This window comes from Lyngbya sp. CCY1209 (assembly GCF_055795065.1).
The window spans coordinates 1-16,611 of the sequence record NZ_JAYFER010000315.1 but is presented as its reverse complement, the minus strand read 5'-3'; the positions used below and the strand labels follow the sequence as shown (position 1 = coordinate 16,611).

Genomic DNA, 16,611 nt, shown 5'->3' with positions numbered 1-16,611 from the left:
ACTACCAGATCGGTAAACTGAAGGGACATACCCCCACGTCAGCCACGCTTTGCAAACACCGGGATGGACTGTTCTACTTTAAGAAAGCGTCTCCGGAGGAGAATCGCCATGTTTCTCTGGTAGATATGCTACACGATCGCGCCCGTCAAGCACCTGACACCCTCGCCTACACCTTTCTCAAACAGGGTCAGTATCGGGGGGAAAATCTTACCTTGGGGGAACTCGATACTAGGGCAAGAGCGATCGCCGCTTTTCTCCAAGCCCATTGTACGGTGGGCGATCGCGTTTGACTCGTCTATCCCCAAAGTATTGAGGCCATTGTCGCCCTGTTGGGGTGTCTCTATGCGGGTGTAGTAGCGGTTCGAGCCCCCGCCCCGGAAACCACGCGGTTGAAGCGGGTGTTGCCTCGGTTAGAAGCCATTGCTGCTGATAAAGACCCGTTTGATCGCCTTTTACTTTGCCAATCTTTAGAATATGATTTAATCATTATGACAGAAGATACAGCCATTATTTCTTATCCTCTAGCTAAGATTTTTTAGAGGCGCATCCTACCAGTTGAATTTACGCCCAAGATAATCTTCGAGTTGTTGGTTATAGGGGCGGAAATATTCCGTAAGCTGTTGCTGTAACTGTGGGCTAATCGCGTTATAGTTTCGCTGATTAACGTGGCGATCGCAGCTTATCAAACGGCTCTCAAACTTCAGCCTGACAACTTTGAAATTTATGTAGAGTTGGGCCGAGTTTTTCAGAACCAGGAAAATTGGCCCGAGGCGATCGCTGCTTTCCGACAGGCAGTTGAGTTAAACCCAGATTATTGTTGGTCACACAAATATTTGGGAGACGCTTTGGCAGAGCAGGGTGAATCGATCGAAGCCAGTTCGTGTTACCGCCGTGCGTTAGAACTGCAACCGAGAATTGATCCTCAAGCATAGGACAATCGGAATTTTAGCCGGGGTGCGATCGTTTCTACTCCCTCCAAACCGTCACCGTTTAGGTATTGTGAATGACGCGATTGAATCCCTGACCTCAAAAAATCTCATGGAAAAACTCGAAAACAACAGTCAGTTGTCCGCAACAAATAACCCACCTCTCTCCCCTCAGTCTCAAAGCTGGATGCTAACCGCACGGCAACTTCAAGATGAGCTGACTCAAACTCAAGTCGCATTGAAACAGTCGCAGGAGCAACGAGAGCAGGATCGGGTTAAATTCGACGAACTGAAAGTTCAATTTTCTCAAACACAATCCGAATGGGAAAGGGTTCGCACTCAGCTACAAGCCGAGTTGAAGGCATCTCGCGATCGCCAACAGGAACAAGCGAAAGAAATAGACTCCTTGAAATTACAAATAAACGACACCCAATCCGACCTCAATCAATGCCGAGAAAACTATACTCAAACACAGGCAGAATCAAATCAATATCAGCACCCGTTAAAGGCGACACAAAATCAACTCAAATTATCCGAAGAAAAACTGCGCGACAGCCAAACAAAAGTCGAGCAGCTAGAGCATCAACAGCAGCAAACTCAAACCCAACTCGAACAGTCTCAAGAGCGATCGCATCAAATTCAAACCGAGTCGGACACGATTCAAGAACAACTCCCATGATGGCTCTTTACTTCAACTCTTAGAATTGAATCAAAGTCGAGATCTGTGCGCTTTATTTTCGGTCGAATTTTTGCGAACATTCCCCGATTGTGAAGTGCGAGATTTACAAGCATTAAATTGGCAGATTTTGGCGGCCGCGATCGCCACCGGTCAAACCATTGCTTACTATCCTTATCCTCTCCATCTCAGCGATTCGGATTCGACAGGGACGATCGCACCCGAACAGCTTCCCAAAGAGCGGTATTATTTGCGCCAATATTTATCTCAGATTGAACCCGAAAAATGGACTCAGCGACAACTTCATCTTTTATAGCGGTGTGAAATGATTCGTGAAAAATCGATCCGCTTAAAGCCCCCAGGATTGGGGGTTTGGGGGCCGAACAATTTTACAAATGGTTTCACATTGCTATATTAACTGGCATTGAGCAACTCTCGCAACTAGAAGTCAAAAAACAAGGTCAAATTTGGCAACTCAACCAGGACAAAAATCGTTATCAAGCTTTGGCATCTCAGTCACAAGCCTGGATGCAAACGGCTATCGAAACTCAAAAGGAACTGGACGCACTTCAGGCGGAACTCCAGAAGACCCAGGCTATGCTAAAATCCATGCAACAAGCGGAGGTGCGGTCGCCATGAGATTTATCAACCCCAAAACCGACTACGCTTTTAAAAAAATCTTCGGTTCGGCAGAAAGCAAGAACATTTTAATCAGTTTTCTCAATGCTTTGGTCTATGACGGTAATCCGACCATTGAAGACTTGGAAATTATTGATCCCAATTTACCCCCTCAACTCGAAGGGTTAAAAGATACCTATCTTGACGTCAAAGCGAAGTTGAATGATGGGACACTGGTGATCATTGAAGTGCAGGTGTTAAACGTGCAGTCTTTTGGAAAGCGAGTTTTATTTAATGCCGCGAAAACCTATGCGTTCCAACTGCAACGGGGACAAGGGTATCGATACCTGAAACCGGCGATCGCTTTAACCTTAACTGATTTTGAAATGTTTCCCGAACGCGATCGCCTAATTTCCCGCTTCATTTATAAAGAGAAGTCGGAAGGCTGGGACTATACGGACAATGATATTGAGTTAGTCTTTGTCGAATTGCCGAAGTTTACCAAAGAACTCGACCAACTTGAAACCCTAGCAGATCAGTGGATTTATTTTATGAAATTTGCGCGATCGCTCACCTCGATTCCAGAAAATATGGACGCGATCGCGGAATTCCATCAGGCGTTTGAAATTGCCAATCAAGCCGGCTTGACTCCCGAAGAGTTAGAAGATTTAGAGCGACGAGAAATGTTTATTTATGACCAACAGGGTGCGATCGCTTTGGGACGAGAGGAAGGACGAGAAGAAGCACAACGTGACGTGGCTCGAAATTTACTGGGTCAACTGAACGATGAAGCGATCGCGCAAGCAACGGGATTAAGTCTGGAAGTAGTTGTAGCCTTGCGCCGGGAAATGATGAATGATTAACTAAATTGGAGCATTAAAAAGGAAATGGTGGGTTACGGCGCAGATGAAAAGTTGCGGGTTTTTCTGAAAAATTACTGTCGCGCCTAACCCACCCTACCGGACTGGCTATCATTAGTCGATATCTATCATTAGTCGATATTTTTTTCATCATAACTCACCAATTGGAGGAAGGCAATTTTTCTTCTTTACCACTCCCGTCGATCGCTCTCAACAATCCGGATACTATCCCCGTCGAGAAGCTCCGAAGAATCGGGTCAAAACCTGTTTTTGTTCGTCCCGACTGGGATCGCCTGACGGACAACTGGCTCATCCCCGACTTGTCCGGATAACGGGTTTGTGATATATGGGCTTGCTTGTTGGAGCGGTTTGTCGGCGAACGTTCACCCCACCGTCAAGCCGCGATGACGGGAGACTTGTTTTCGCATTACAGTTAAGGTTTGATTGACGATTGACACCCGTACCTTCCATGACACAAGCAAAAACCTGGAGCCAACGGTTTGAAAAGGCCCTGCATCCCGCGATCGCGACCTTTAACGCCAGCATCGGCTTCGACATCGAGCTGATCGAATACGACCTCACCGGATCGATCGCCCACGCCCAAATGTTGGCGAAAACCGGGATCATCTCCCCGGAAGAAGGGGAGCAACTGGTGGCGGGGTTGGAACAAATTCGCCAAGAATATCGCGACGGCCAATTCAACCCCGGCGTGGACGCCGAAGACATTCATTTTGCCGTCGAACGGCGGCTGACGGAAATTGCCGGAGATGTGGGTAAAAAGCTGCACACCGGGCGATCGCGCAACGATCAGGTGGGCACCGACACCCGCCTCTACCTGCGGGACCAAATCCGACAAATTCGGGCGCAACTCCTCGACTTCCAGGGCGTCCTTTTGGATATCGCCGAAGGCCACGTCGAAACCCTCATCCCCGGCTACACCCACCTGCAGCGGGCTCAACCCCTCAGCCTCGCCCACCATTTGTTGGCCTATGTGGAGATGGCGAACCGGGACTGGGAACGCCTGGGCGAGATTTACAAGCGGGTGGACATCTCCCCCCTCGGGTGCGGGGCGCTGGCGGGAACCACATTTCCCATCGATCGCCACTACAGCGCCGAATTGCTGGGGTTCGGGCAGGTTTACGCCAACAGCCTGGACGGGGTAAGCGATCGCGACTGGGCGATCGAATTTCTCGGCGCCGCCAGCATCATCCTCGTCCACCTCAGCCGCCTCTCGGAAGAAATCATCCTCTGGGCGTCCCAAGAATTCGGCTTCGTCACCCTCACCGATAGCTGTTCGACGGGTTCGAGCATCATGCCGCAGAAGAAAAACCCCGACGTGCCGGAACTGGTGCGGGGAAAAACGGGCCGGGTATTCGGTCATTTGCAGGGGATGCTAGTGCTGATGAAGGGGTTGCCCCTGGCGTACAATAAGGACCTCCAGGAGGACAAAGAGGCCCTGTTCGACGCGGTGAAGACGGTGAAAGGCTGTCTGGAGGCGATGACGATTTTGTTGGCGGAGGGGATGGAATTTCGCGCCCCCCGTCTGGCGGAGGCGGTGGCGGAGGACTTCTCCAACGCGACGGACGTGGCGGACTACCTGGCGACGAAGGGCGTCCCGTTCCGGGAGGCTTACAATTTGGTCGGAAAGGTGGTGAGGACCTGTCTGGAGTCGGGGAAATTGTTGAAGGATCTGACGTTGGAGGAGTGGCAGTCTTTGCACCCCCAATTCGAGGCGGATATTTACGAGGCGATCGCACCCCATCGAGTTGTCGCGGCCCGGAATAGCTACGGCGGCACGGGGTTTGAACGGGTGAAAGCGGCTCTGAAAATGGCCTGCGATCGCCTCAATTCGGCGCGATCGGAATCCTAACCCCAAATTTGCCGGTGGGAAAATTAAAAATTAATCATCAACAATCCATCATTAACAATTAGTAATTGTCGATTAATTTTCCCACCTTTCATGTCTAGTCCGTCCGCTTATCTTACACGAATATTGTCATGACTTCCGAGAATGAAAGTGTACCGGAAAATCGAGCCAGATTTGATGGGAGTAAGGCGCAGTTTATCGAAATTATTTCTTGGCTGTCCGTCGTCTATCTCGCGGTCAAACTATTCGTCATTCCCGTCGCATCTTTCGCGATTTCCACCTTTGCTACCCCCACCAGTGGGGAGTATCCCGACTCCACCGAAAGTGCCGACGTGCCACTTCCGGAAATTACCTTTGCGGATATCGGACTGATCGCCGTCATCCTCCTCTTTCAACCGGCGACGGCTACATTGATCCAGTCGATCAAAATCTCGCCTGACGGCATCGAAGTCCAGTTGAAGGAACTGACGGAAAAAGTCGATCGCGTCGAAAATAATGTGGGCAAAATGCACCGGGAAGTTGAAACGCACATGACCGGAATGGAAGAGAATTTGAGGGAAGAAATGAAACAAATGGAGGAGCGTTTAAATAACTCCGAAAAGGAAAATAATTCGGATCGATAACCGCAGGTTCGATCCGGGTGGATCGAATCATTTTTAAAAAAAACTTAATTTTTTTCAAAACACGAAATAACCGCCGGCTTGTATAGTGTAGATATCCCCTCAATTCCATTTCATCAGTAAGGATGTAAACCCATGCCGTCAACCTGGAACGATTCTCTCAAAACTGGTATCCCGTTAATTGACTTTCAGCACAAACAGTTGTTCGACCAAATGGACTTATTGATCCAAAATCTCGAAGAAAGGCGGGGCAAGCACGAGCTAAAATCGACGTTGAGTTTTTTGGATATGTACGTCAACAATCATTTTAAATATGAGGAATCCTGCATGAATCTTTATCATTGCCCCGTCGCCTGCAAAAATCAAAAAGCCCACGAACAATTTATCGCAAATTTTGAAAATATCAAACTAAAAATTGACCAAAATCACAGCTTTGATTCCATTGTCAGAGGAATTAAAATTGATTTATTGGATTGGTTTATCAACCATATCAAAAATATCGATACGCAACTGAAACCCTGCATCAAAAAGTGAGATTTTCCCGGGAATTACGGGCGATCGCCGGGGGCCCACCTCACTCGGCGACGATTTCGCCCCAATTTTACATGAAAAAATTCCGATGCTAGACTGGTAGGGAGTGTAGGGATATTCAAATTTACCCCGGGCCTCCGAATGATTCAGCCAATTTGTCGCACTGCGACGCCTCCTCCCGAGTCCACACCCCAGTCTATTATCGCTCAGGCACAAACCGAACTGATTTCACCCCAAAAATTTTACCAACTCTGCCAGCAATTTCGCCGGGAGACGGGCCAATCTAGGCTGTATTTCGGGGAACCGATCGCCGCCTATCTGGACTGCGGTTTGAGTGTGGCGGAAATTCGCCAATTGTTCGACGATCTCGCCCTTTATGTCAAACAAACCTCGACCCCAAACGCGATCGCTCATTTTCGCCTACAATTTCCCGGCTGTCCCCGCCAACGTGCGATCGCCGTAACCGTTGAAATTATCGGTTCCGGGATGATCGGACGGGTTGCCAAAGTCACGCTCAACGGCACGGATGCGATCGCCTTCAAAGTCTTTTTCGACCCCGATTTCGTCTGGCTGCACGGCCCCTGGGGCGAAATTCCGGTGGGTATCCGATTAAAATATTGCCAGGTCACGAAAGACATTTCCGAGTTTTTATTTGCCAGCGACAATTGGGCCGTCTGGGAGTGGATCGACCCCCAAACCTCGACGCGATCGCGGCGGCGGGGCATCACCTACGCGACATTCGCCCGCCGAGAAGGGTTGACCCGCCTCAACCCTTTAAATCGCAAAAACTATAACCCCTACGGCATCCGCCTCGACCCTGGCGGCATCCAAAAAGAATACCCCGGCCGGCGGCTGTTCGACTGTTATTGGGGAACATTATTTTACCTCCGAAAAATCCGCCGGGAAGGCCCGAAGGCAATCCAAGAAATTCTCAATCCCCAATTTTTTGCCTACAGCTTAAAGCGACTTTGGGCGCTTTTATTGAAGACATAAACAATCTAATTTGGAGATTGCAAAATCAGCAAAATTTCCGCCTGAATTCGCTCTCTAAATTGGGAGTCGGACTGCTGCTGGCGGGTGATTTCATTAAAGCGGGCGACGCTCAACCCCTTCCCTTCGATAATTTGTTTCGCCCGATCGCAGTAACTCACCGCAATTTGGGGGGCATTTCCCGGCAGGGCATTGATGCTCGTTGGTTCGTCGCAGACGATGCGCGGCACCTGTCCGACGATCCTTTTGATTTCCTCGAACGCCTGATGCCGCCGGGACTCCAAGGCGATCGCGGCTCGGGCGTAATTGGTAATTTCCTCGTCGGTAAAATTGTTGTTTTGAGCCCTCGCGACGGTGCCGAAACTTTCCGTGGGGGCGGGTGCTCTCAGGTCTGGAACCCACCCGCCCAAGACGGCGATCGCCGACAAAACACCGATGGCGGCAGATTGCAATAACACGGGTCGGGGATGCACCGAAAATGGCTTTGATGATACTTTCATGATCTTCTCAACTCCAGACATTTATCAATAACAATACAGGTCTCATCGCCGTCGCGGAATCAGTCAAAGGGAAAGAGCAAAGAATTGATTTCCGCTCCCCCGAAAAAACTGGGGGATGGCTCGAATCAATTTCCGGCATTGCGCTGCAGGCGGAGCAACTCTTCCTGAATGCGCTCCTGGAGGTTCGGGTTAGCCTGCTGCGATCGCGTGATCTCGTTGAACCGAGTCACCGTCAAATTGTGCTGTTCGATATAATTCTTCGCCTGCTCGCAGTAATTCACCGCGATCGCCCGCAAATCTCGGTTGAGACTGTTGATGCTCCCGGTTTCGTTGCAGATCACCGCCGGAACCGCTCCCCCCGAAATTCCCTTAATTTCATCGTAGGCTTGTTGACGTCTGGGTTCGATCAACAGCACCGCCCGGGCATAGTTGCGAATTTCCTCATCGCTGACGCCCGAACCCTGTTGCGCCCAAACCTCCGTCCCCAACCAATCGGAGCGATCGGACAGGTCCGGAACCGCCCCGGTCAGCACCCCGACCAGGGCGATCATTCCGACGGCCAGCGATCGCCACCGCTTCCGGTTCGCCGGACGAAAAACAGAAGATAACCAAGAATTCATGATCGACATCTCCGAGCAGAGCATAACACTCATCACCCCTCACCGGGTATGGGGAAGCTGTATCTACAATCAATAGCCAACCCTCGTCCTCAAAACTTCCGGAACCGGATCGCGCCAGGAAAACAGCCCAATCTTTTTGAACTGTTTTCGAGTCTAGAAGTTCCTGAAGTGCGATCGAAACAGGCCGGAGACCCACAGTTTGGGGGGGCCAGCACATGGGGGGCTTCACCCCGGGCGCAAAAAAACGGGATCGAATCCGGAAAACCTGCGATCCTTAATTGACTCGAAACGGTTGCAGCGCCCACTTGAAATTGTGGGAGGTCGTCCCCGAACCGGTCTGTATCACCCGAGACGAACTTTATTCTTAAGGAATCCAAACCACCATGCAAAAGTTACACGGTATCGTTGCCGCCGGCCACCCAGAAACCGCCCGAGCCGGGTTAAAAATGTTGGAATTGGGCGGCAATGCCTTCGATGCGGCAGTGGCTTCCATGTTGGCCGCCTGCGTCGCCGAACCCGGACTGACTTCCCTGGCGGGGGGCGGTTTTTTGTTGGCGCATACTGACACCAACCAAAACATTCTATTCGATTTTTTCACCCAAACGCCACGCACCAAACGGCCCAAAAGTCAAGTCAATTTTTACCCCGTCGATGTCAACTTCGGCGGCTCGATCCAAGAATTTCACATCGGCTTGGGGTCGATGGCGGTTCCCGGCGTGGCGGCGGGGGTGTTCCACGTCCACCGCACTTTGGGGACACTGCCGCTCCGGGTGGTGGCCGAACCCGCCATCCACCTGGCGAGGAACGGCGTGGAGATCAATCGATTTCAAGCCTACACCCTCGAACAAATCCTGCAGTCGATCCTGCTGACCTCCCCGGAAGGGCGACAGATTTACGCCCCCCGGGACACGATCCTGAAAGCCGGGGAACGGTTGGTTATGACCGACTGGGCCAAAACCCTCGCAGGTTTGCTCGAAGCCGGCGTCCGGGAATTTTACGAGGGGGAGATCGCCGAAAAATTGGTGGGGGACTGCCGGGAAGGGGGTGGCTACCTGACCCGGGAGGATTTGAAAAACTATCGGGTCATCGAACGGAATCCCCTGTGTATCAATTATCGAGGAAAGCAGATTTTGACGAATCCGCCGCCGAGCTCGGGGGGGACGCTGATCGGATTTGCCTTGGAGTTGTTGTCGGAAGTCGATCTGGCCGGAGTCGAGTTCGGCAGTGCCCGCCATTTAAAGTTACTGGCGGCGGTGATGAAGTTGACCAACGAGGCCCGACGGCACGGGTTTGACGATCGCCTCCACGATGACGACATCGCCGGGGTGTTCTTGTCCGAGGAGAATTGCCGACCGTATCAATCTCAATTGCGGGATGCGGTGAATAAGTGGGGAAGCACGACCCATATCAGCGTTTTGGATAGTGACGGCAATGCGGCCAGCGTCACCACCTCCAACGGGGAGGGGTCGGGTTACATCATCCCGGGGACGGGAATCATGGTCAACAATATGTTGGGGGAGGAGGATCTCAACCCCCACGGCTTCCACAACTGGCCGGAGGACGTGCGGATCTCGTCGATGATGGCGCCGACGATGATTTTGGACGGGACTCGCCTGGAGATGGTGATGGGTTCGGGGGGGTCGAATCGCATCCGCACGGCGATTTTACAGGCGATCTCGAATCATCTGGATTTCGGGATGTCGGTGGGGGAGGCGGTGGAGAGTCCCCGGGTGCACTGGGAGAGCGATCGCTTCGATTTGGAACCGGGGTTCGATCGCGCCGCCGTTGAGCAGATCCGGGGTGCGATCGCTGGGGAGATCCGGCAATGGCGGGAACGGAATATGTTCTTCGGGGGAGTCCATGCCGCGATCGCCCGTCCCGACGGCACCCTCTCCGGCGCGGGGGACATCCGCCGCGACGGCGCGAGTTTGGCGATTTAGGGGACTCCCAACCCCAAATTCATAAGCAAAAGTTATTTAATGACCAGATTTGATTTGGTAAAAAATATAACTAAACGGCTATAAAACTGTTGACTCATATGTTCATCTCATGGCATATTGTTGACACGGTAGAAAAAACAACTGCCGCATACGTACCTCGAAAACTCAAGAACGCCATACATATTTGACATGACGACTACCTTACAACGTCGCGAAAGCGGCAACATCTGGGAACGGTTTTGCAGTTGGGTCACATCCACGAGCAACCGCTTTTACGTCGGCTGGTTCGGAGTCCTGATGATCCCGACCCTGTTGACCGCCACCATCTGTTTCGTGCTGGCGTTCATCGCCGCGCCTCCCGTCGATATCGACGGCATCCGCGAACCCGTTTCGGGTTCCCTGTTGTACGGAAACAACATCATCACGGCGGCAGTCGTACCCAGTTCCAACGCGATCGGGTTGCACTTTTATCCCATCTGGGAAGCCGCCAACATGGAAGAATGGCTGTACAACGGCGGCCCCTACCAACTGATTGTTTTCCACTTCCTGATCGGCATTTTTTGCTACATGGGACGCGAGTGGGAACTCTCCTATCGGTTGGGGATGCGGCCTTGGATTGCCGTCGCCTACAGCGCCCCCGTCGCCGCCGCCACTGCCGTACTGCTGATTTACTCCATCGGCCAGGGGTCTTTCTCCGACGGTCTGCCCTTGGGTATTTCTGGCACGTTTAACTTCATGTTAGTGCTCCAAGCCGAACATAACGTTTTGATGCACCCCTTCCACATGATCGGAGTTGCCGGCGTCTTCGGCGGCGCCCTGTTCTCGGCGATGCACGGTTCTCTGGTGACGTCTTCCCTGGTTCGCGAAACCACCGAAATCGAGTCCCAGAACTACGGCTACAAATTCGGACAAGAAGAGGAAACCTACAACATTGTGGCAGCTCACGGCTACTTCGGTCGCCTGATCTTCCAATATGCTTCCTTCAACAACAGCCGCGCCCTGCACTTCTTCTTGGGTGCTTGGCCGGTCATCGGCATCTGGTTCGCCGCCTTGGCGGTTGCCTCTTTCTCCGTCAACCTGAACGGGTTCAACTTCAACCAATCGGTGTTGGATTCCCAAGGTAAAGTGATCAAAACTTGGGCCGACGTGATCAACCGAGCCAACCTGGGGATTGAAGCCATGCACGAGCGTAACGTGCACAACTTCCCCTTAGATTTGGCGTCCGGCGAGTCCACCCCCGTGGCTTTGGTGGCTCCCGAAATTGGCTAATTTTTGGAATCGTTGCCTAACCTACATGATGCGCCTCCCGTTCGGGGGGCGCTTTTTTATTGGCGGATAACACTCGCCACGACAGACACAGAAAACAGGGAGTTTGGCAGTCGGGCCTCAAAAAATGTCACAATAGGCTCAACGACTCATGGAATGGTCGTCCTAACCTCCTCTGGGGTGATGTTGACAGGCTTTGCTGTCCGACTGCCACAGTCGATCTGACCGATCCGCTCTTGAGTGGCTGCCACGCTCTGAGAATTAATAAGATGTTAAATTTATTCCCAAAATCTCAGAAATCTTTACAATCATTACCCGAGGGCTCCTTAACCCGGAAAACACTGATTCAAGTCGCAATTAGTGCCACTTTAATTGTGACAGCAGCCACGGGTATCAATTACTGGCAAATTTTCTCCACCTTGAGAAATCAGAAATTGGAGCAACTCGAAGAATATGTCGTGGAAAGAGTCGCCAGAGAACAACAAATTTTTCAACTGGCAACTGACAATCATGAAATTTTAAAACGGGAAATTATTGATAGATTGACATCTAAGAATAGAGATAATGACGAACTAGAAAAGGAATTTAATCGGTTATTTGTCAGGAACTCTGACGGAGTGATCCGCAATCGACCCGAAAATTTTGACGGGACCAATGAAGCCGGTGTCTATATCGGAAAATCGGCAGAAATTACCGATGAAATTCGCTATAAAGTCATTAATTTAAAGCAGTTAGTTGAATCCTATGGTCGAGCTTGGCACAGTCAATTTCAAAGTACCTTTTTGATGACTCCCGAAAATATTACTGTTGTCTATTGGCCGGAAGTGCCGACGTGGGCTCAAGATGCGGATGCCAATTTTTATATGCCCAAACAAGAAGAATATATCGTCGCGAACCTCGAAAATAATCCCGAGCGAAAAACAGTTTGGACTGACCCTTATTTTGAGGAAGTTAGTCAACTTTGGCTGGTCACTTCTTCAACTCCAATTGATATCAATGATCGACCCATCGCTACCCTCGGACATGATGTGAGGCTGAATGCTCTGATCGAACGGACTGTTAATAATAATATTGAGGGAGGATATAACTTAATTTTTACGGATGATGGTCAATTGATCGCCCATCCAAAGTTAATGGATAAAATTCAGGATCGAACCACTCCCTACAAAATCATTGAATTTGAGAATAGCAACTTAAAAGATATCTTTCAACTGACCACTAGCACGCCTCAGCAGCAAATCATTATTAACAATGCTGGATCGGGAGAGTATCTAGCCGTAAAAAAAATTGCCGGCCCGGATTGGTATTTTGTGAGCGTTTTTCCCAAATCTGTTTTAACACAACAAGCCGTCAAGCTGGCTCTGGTCAATTTGTTAATTGCGGCTATTTTACTCTTGGCGCTGTTGGTCATTTTTTCGACTATATTAAATACAGAAATTGCCACACCATTAAAAAAGTTAATTGAGGCGACGTACAAAATTTCTGAAGGGGATTATAATGTTTATATTGAAGAGAACAGAAAAGATGAAATCGGTCGCCTCGCTCAATCGTTTAACCTGATGGCTGCAGAGATTGCCACTAAAAATGGAGAGTTAAAAACTGCCTTCGACAATCAGGTTCAATCGGTGCGGCAAGTGACAAACACCATGAATGAACTCACTGACTTTGCCCGCTCCTCAGCGACTCAAGCCTCCGAGGCTTCTCGGGGGGCTAAACAAGTATTATTGTTGATAGAGGGTGAGGGGAATGAAAAAAATTATAGCTTGCAAGAAACTGTTGATAAACTGACTCAACAAATTTCTGATTTAAACGATAAAATAGCTCGGGTCGGCTTGATTTCATCCGTCTCGAGTCATTTGGCAAATCAAACCAATGTGTTGGCATTGAATGCAGCAGTTGAGGCGGTACGAGTCCAGGAAAATGGGCAAGGTTTTAATGTAATTGCAACGGAAATCCGCAAACTAGCCGATCAGAGTAAAACTTCTGCCGCAGAAATTAATAGTTTGATTCGGGATATTAAAACTGCTATGAACTCCACGATTAAACTAACTGATGAAAGTAAAATAGCCTTTGAAACTGCTATCAATGCCGTGAATAATATTGCCGAAAATTCCGAACAAATTTCTGTCAATACCCATCAGCAGTCTGTGGCGATCGAAGAAGTTTTGGCAACGATGAATCATCTGGCAACAATAGGGCAACTAAGCCAAACCCCTCAAAATGCTCCTCAAACCGATGAATGATATCCGGGTCACGGTTTTTTAGGGCTTTGGGTAACAGTGTAACCGCCAGGATTAGATGTCCCCCTGTCCAGATAGTTGCCCCTATTGTATGGAAAAGAATCAGAATTTTCAACAACATTGTTTGTGGCTGCTATGGGGTGGTAATCATCTGATGTATGATGCCGGATTTGACCTGTATTTTACCCGATCTCGATATCAATAAAGGTTGACAGAAACCCGCTTATCCATGCCGCCGCGATGATGGGCGACAGTTGACTAAATAGCCGGCCTTTCTTGATAGGCGATCGCACGGTTACGACCTCTTTCTTTGGCTTCGTACAACGCTTCATCTACCTGGCTGATCAGGTGGGCGATCGAGTGATTGCCCCTTTGAAATTCGGCGACTCCAAAGCTGGCCGTTTGATGGCCGACCGTGGTAAACTCGTGGTCGGCTAACCGTTGACGCAGCGCCTCGGCCAGAGCCGTCGCCGCGGATAAATCAGTATTGGGAGTAATGATGATAAACTCTTCGCCACCCCACCGCCCCAAAATATCTGTGTCCCTGAGTCTTTGATTGAACAGCATCACCATTTCGGTCAACACGGCATCTCCGGCCAGATGCCCAAAGGTATCGTTGATCTTTTTGAAGTAGTCGATATCGCAGAGAATGACGCTAAATGGCTGTCGGTATCGATGAAAAAGAGATTCTTGTTTCTGCAAACATTCTTCGATTTTGAGGCGATTGTAACAACCCGTCAAAGGATCGGTAACTGAGATCTTTTCTAGCTTGCGGTTGTAAGTTTGTAGCAAATATTGGCGATAAAGGACGACCGCCAAAACGGTCAGCCCGAAGAATAAATATCGCCGCAGGACTCGATAATCGACACCTTTTTCATACCGGACAGAAATCCAATCGTTGATGATGCCTTGTTTGGCTTTTTCATCGATGGAAGCGATCGCTTTCTCGAAGATACTCAGCAGCTCGGGTTCATCGTTGCGGACGGCAACCCCCAATTCCCAAAGCCGCTCAAATCGACCGGCAATTTTCAGGGAAGGATATCGTTTCTGGATGGCATACGAGGTGGTCGGCAAAAGATCGACATACCCGAACAGATTACCCTGTTCAACTTGCTGTAAACCCTCGTCAATGGAGATCACCTCGACGATTTGCATCTCGGGGTATCGGTTTCGCAATACTTCCGCAAAAGCGTAGCTCTTGACAATTCCAATTTTGCGATCAAGAACGTCGGCAATATCGGCGATAAACGGTTCCTTTTCTCGGGTAGCTATCACCAACGGCAGTTCCAGATAGGGTTGGGTAAATTCGGCATATTCGCGCCGATCTGGGGTGGGAATTGCCAGGGAGAGAATGTCACATTCCCGCCGTTTAAATTGTTCGATACTTTCGGGCCATGTTTCGGTTTCCAACAGGGCGATCGGGATGCCAATCCGGGCATCCAACAATTTAAAGAAGTCCGCGCTCATCCCCGTATGTTGCCCATCGATGATTGCCTCCAGGGGCATCCAACTCGGGTCGGCACACATTTCGATCTGACCTTTATGTTGTAGATATTTTAATTCTTTTTTCGTAAAACCAAAGCTGGCGGTATCGGCAGCCAGATACCAGCGCCGACGCAGATGGGTGTACTCCTCTTCTGAAACCGCCGCCATAGCTTTATCTAAAATTGATTTCAAAATCGGGCGATCGCTGCGGATGCCCAAATATTGACCCGCATTGGAGAAATAAGGGTCGCCAATCAGAGGACGGCTCACCAAATCTTTCAAGAAATAGCGGTCGATATAATAGTTAAAATTCGCATGACTTTCCAAAGCCGCATCGGCCCTCCCCGCTTCCACCTGCTTCATCGCATCCAAGGTGTTGTTGGTCAACAGCAGGTTGATTTCGGGATAGTGTTTTGTCAAGATTTCCTCAAAAAAGAACCCCCTGACGATCGCCAAATTTTTGCCTTTGAGCTGCCCGAGTTCGGTATAGTCTTCGCCGTCTTTGCGGGTCAGCAAAGAATTGACCAAATCGAATACATATTGGTCGGAGAAGAGCGCGAATTTCTTGCGCTCTTCGGTGATCACCATATTGGTGACTACATCAATTTTTTTCTGGGCCAGCAGGGTCATAAATTCGTCCCAAGTCGGGCCGACCACAAACTCAACTTCGAGACCCACTTTTTGGGCGACAAGCTGAATGTACTCGTTGCTGAATCCTTCGACATTCCCATCCTCGACAAAGTTATAAGGCGCCCAATCCGACTCGGCATGAACTCGCAGAACCGGATTGGCTTCAATATACGCCCGTTCTGCTGCGGTGAGTTCAACTGTCGAACTGCTTTGGGGTGACGGCTCACCCGTTTCTTGGGCAATTCCTGGATTCCAAGCCAGCAGCAACGTTAATACTAAGCCGAACAGGCTCAAAATCAAGTGGTGGCGATCGAATTTGCGGGCGACTTTCATTTTTGGAAACAGGTGTTAAATTGGCACGATCGGCCGAAATATTTTATTGCCGGAATATATCGGAGGATTTTTAAATTGTAAAATAATTCGTCCGATGAGGTTCAGTTCTGGAATTTTGCTGGGGTCCTCCAGACCAGGCCCGATGGTCGCCGGGGGATATAGCACTACATCCATGCCATCTGTCGTTAAGGAATGTAACAATAGATGAAGGAAAGCGATGGAGGACATCCCTCATGGACGATAAGAACTACTCATGGAAAGGCTCTCCCAACGCCGGAGTCGTGCTGTCGGTACTGGCTGCGGTGGGCGCGATCGCGGTCATCCTGGCGGGCTTCGCCGGCTAGAAGGGTCGGTATATGGGCGATCGCGTTCCGGGGTGCGATCGTCCATTGATAAGACAAGCTTATATTTATAATAATTAATAATTGTCGAAAAACCCTTTACAAAGCTTAACAGTCTGTGTCATATTAGAGTCACGGTAGAGGAAAACACCTGCCGGATACGTACCT

16 protein-coding genes and 1 pseudogene are annotated in these 16,611 nt (G+C 49.9%); 13 read left to right on the top strand and 4 right to left on the bottom strand.

What is annotated here, in order from left to right; genetic code table 11:
• The 10 genes and pseudogenes from AC0QHF_RS09250 to AC0QHF_RS09205 form a co-directional block, all read left to right on the top strand.
• A pseudogene (locus AC0QHF_RS09250) lies at positions 1-290 on the top strand (hypothetical protein); the annotation flags it as partial.
• Positions 291-389: 99 nt separating this feature from the next.
• On the top strand, positions 390-539 hold the full coding sequence (locus tag AC0QHF_RS09245; RefSeq protein WP_324703915.1) for a PIN domain-containing protein: 150 nt from the start codon (positions 390-392) through the stop codon (positions 537-539).
• Positions 540-665: 126 nt separating this feature from the next.
• Positions 666-932: a tetratricopeptide repeat protein gene (locus AC0QHF_RS09240; RefSeq protein ID WP_324703914.1), complete on the top strand. Its 267-nt coding sequence runs from the start codon at positions 666-668 to the stop codon at positions 930-932.
• A gap of 22 nt (positions 933-954) precedes the next feature.
• On the top strand, positions 955-1,605 hold the full coding sequence (locus AC0QHF_RS09235) for a hypothetical protein (protein WP_324703913.1): 651 nt from the start codon (positions 955-957) through the stop codon (positions 1,603-1,605).
• Positions 1,606-1,699: 94 nt separating this feature from the next.
• Entirely contained in the window at positions 1,700-1,918 is a 219-nt protein-coding gene (locus AC0QHF_RS09230; RefSeq protein WP_324703912.1) for a hypothetical protein, read from the top strand.
• Between the two features lie 319 nt (positions 1,919-2,237).
• Positions 2,238-3,083 carry an Rpn family recombination-promoting nuclease/putative transposase gene (locus AC0QHF_RS09225; RefSeq protein ID WP_324703917.1) on the top strand — a complete coding sequence of 282 codons (846 nt, stop codon included), beginning with the start codon at positions 2,238-2,240 and terminating at the stop codon, positions 3,081-3,083.
• A gap of 466 nt (positions 3,084-3,549) precedes the next feature.
• Positions 3,550-4,950, top strand: a complete 1,401-nt coding sequence (gene argH / locus AC0QHF_RS09220) for an argininosuccinate lyase (protein WP_324703911.1) — start codon at positions 3,550-3,552, stop codon at positions 4,948-4,950.
• A 128-nt stretch (positions 4,951-5,078) separates the two neighbouring features.
• Positions 5,079-5,570, top strand: coding sequence for a hypothetical protein (locus tag AC0QHF_RS09215; protein ID WP_324703910.1), 492 nt, complete (start codon positions 5,079-5,081; stop codon positions 5,568-5,570).
• Between the two features lie 132 nt (positions 5,571-5,702).
• On the top strand, positions 5,703-6,101 hold the full coding sequence (locus AC0QHF_RS09210; RefSeq protein ID WP_324703909.1) for a bacteriohemerythrin: 399 nt from the start codon (positions 5,703-5,705) through the stop codon (positions 6,099-6,101).
• Between the two features lie 138 nt (positions 6,102-6,239).
• Entirely contained in the window at positions 6,240-7,091 is an 852-nt protein-coding gene (locus AC0QHF_RS09205; RefSeq protein WP_324703908.1) for a hypothetical protein, read from the top strand.
• Between the two features lie 5 nt (positions 7,092-7,096).
• Here the strand turns inward: AC0QHF_RS09205 and AC0QHF_RS09200 are convergent, their stop codons facing one another.
• Entirely contained in the window at positions 7,097-7,588 is a 492-nt protein-coding gene (locus AC0QHF_RS09200) for a DUF4168 domain-containing protein (RefSeq protein WP_324703907.1), read from the bottom strand.
• 125 nt (positions 7,589-7,713) lie between these two features.
• Positions 7,714-8,208 carry a DUF4168 domain-containing protein gene (locus AC0QHF_RS09195; protein ID WP_324703906.1) on the bottom strand — a complete coding sequence of 165 codons (495 nt, stop codon included), beginning with the start codon at positions 8,206-8,208 and terminating at the stop codon, positions 7,714-7,716.
• A gap of 383 nt (positions 8,209-8,591) precedes the next feature.
• Here AC0QHF_RS09195 and ggt point away from each other — a divergent pair, with 383 nt between their 5' ends.
• The 3 genes from ggt to AC0QHF_RS09180 all read left to right on the top strand — a co-directional run bounded on the left by ggt (position 8,592) and on the right by AC0QHF_RS09180 (position 13,657).
• Positions 8,592-10,148 (top strand): gamma-glutamyltransferase, encoded by a 1,557-nt coding sequence (gene ggt, locus AC0QHF_RS09190; RefSeq protein ID WP_324703905.1) that lies wholly within the window; start codon positions 8,592-8,594, stop codon positions 10,146-10,148.
• 189 nt (positions 10,149-10,337) lie between these two features.
• Complete coding sequence (psbA, locus tag AC0QHF_RS09185; protein ID WP_324703904.1) at positions 10,338-11,417, top strand: photosystem II q(b) protein; 1,080 nt, start codon at positions 10,338-10,340, stop codon at positions 11,415-11,417.
• A 266-nt stretch (positions 11,418-11,683) separates the two neighbouring features.
• The gene (locus AC0QHF_RS09180; protein WP_324703903.1) at positions 11,684-13,657 is read left to right on the top strand and encodes a methyl-accepting chemotaxis protein; all 1,974 of its coding nucleotides are present in this window, start codon (positions 11,684-11,686) and stop codon (positions 13,655-13,657) included.
• Positions 13,658-13,912: 255 nt separating this feature from the next.
• Here the strand turns inward: AC0QHF_RS09180 and AC0QHF_RS09175 are convergent, their stop codons facing one another.
• On the bottom strand, positions 13,913-16,102 hold the full coding sequence (locus AC0QHF_RS09175; RefSeq protein ID WP_324703902.1) for a transporter substrate-binding domain-containing diguanylate cyclase: 2,190 nt from the start codon (positions 16,100-16,102) through the stop codon (positions 13,913-13,915).
• A gap of 251 nt (positions 16,103-16,353) precedes the next feature.
• On the bottom strand, positions 16,354-16,503 hold the full coding sequence (locus AC0QHF_RS09170) for a hypothetical protein (RefSeq protein WP_324703901.1): 150 nt from the start codon (positions 16,501-16,503) through the stop codon (positions 16,354-16,356).
• Between the last annotated feature and the right edge of the window lie 108 nt (positions 16,504-16,611).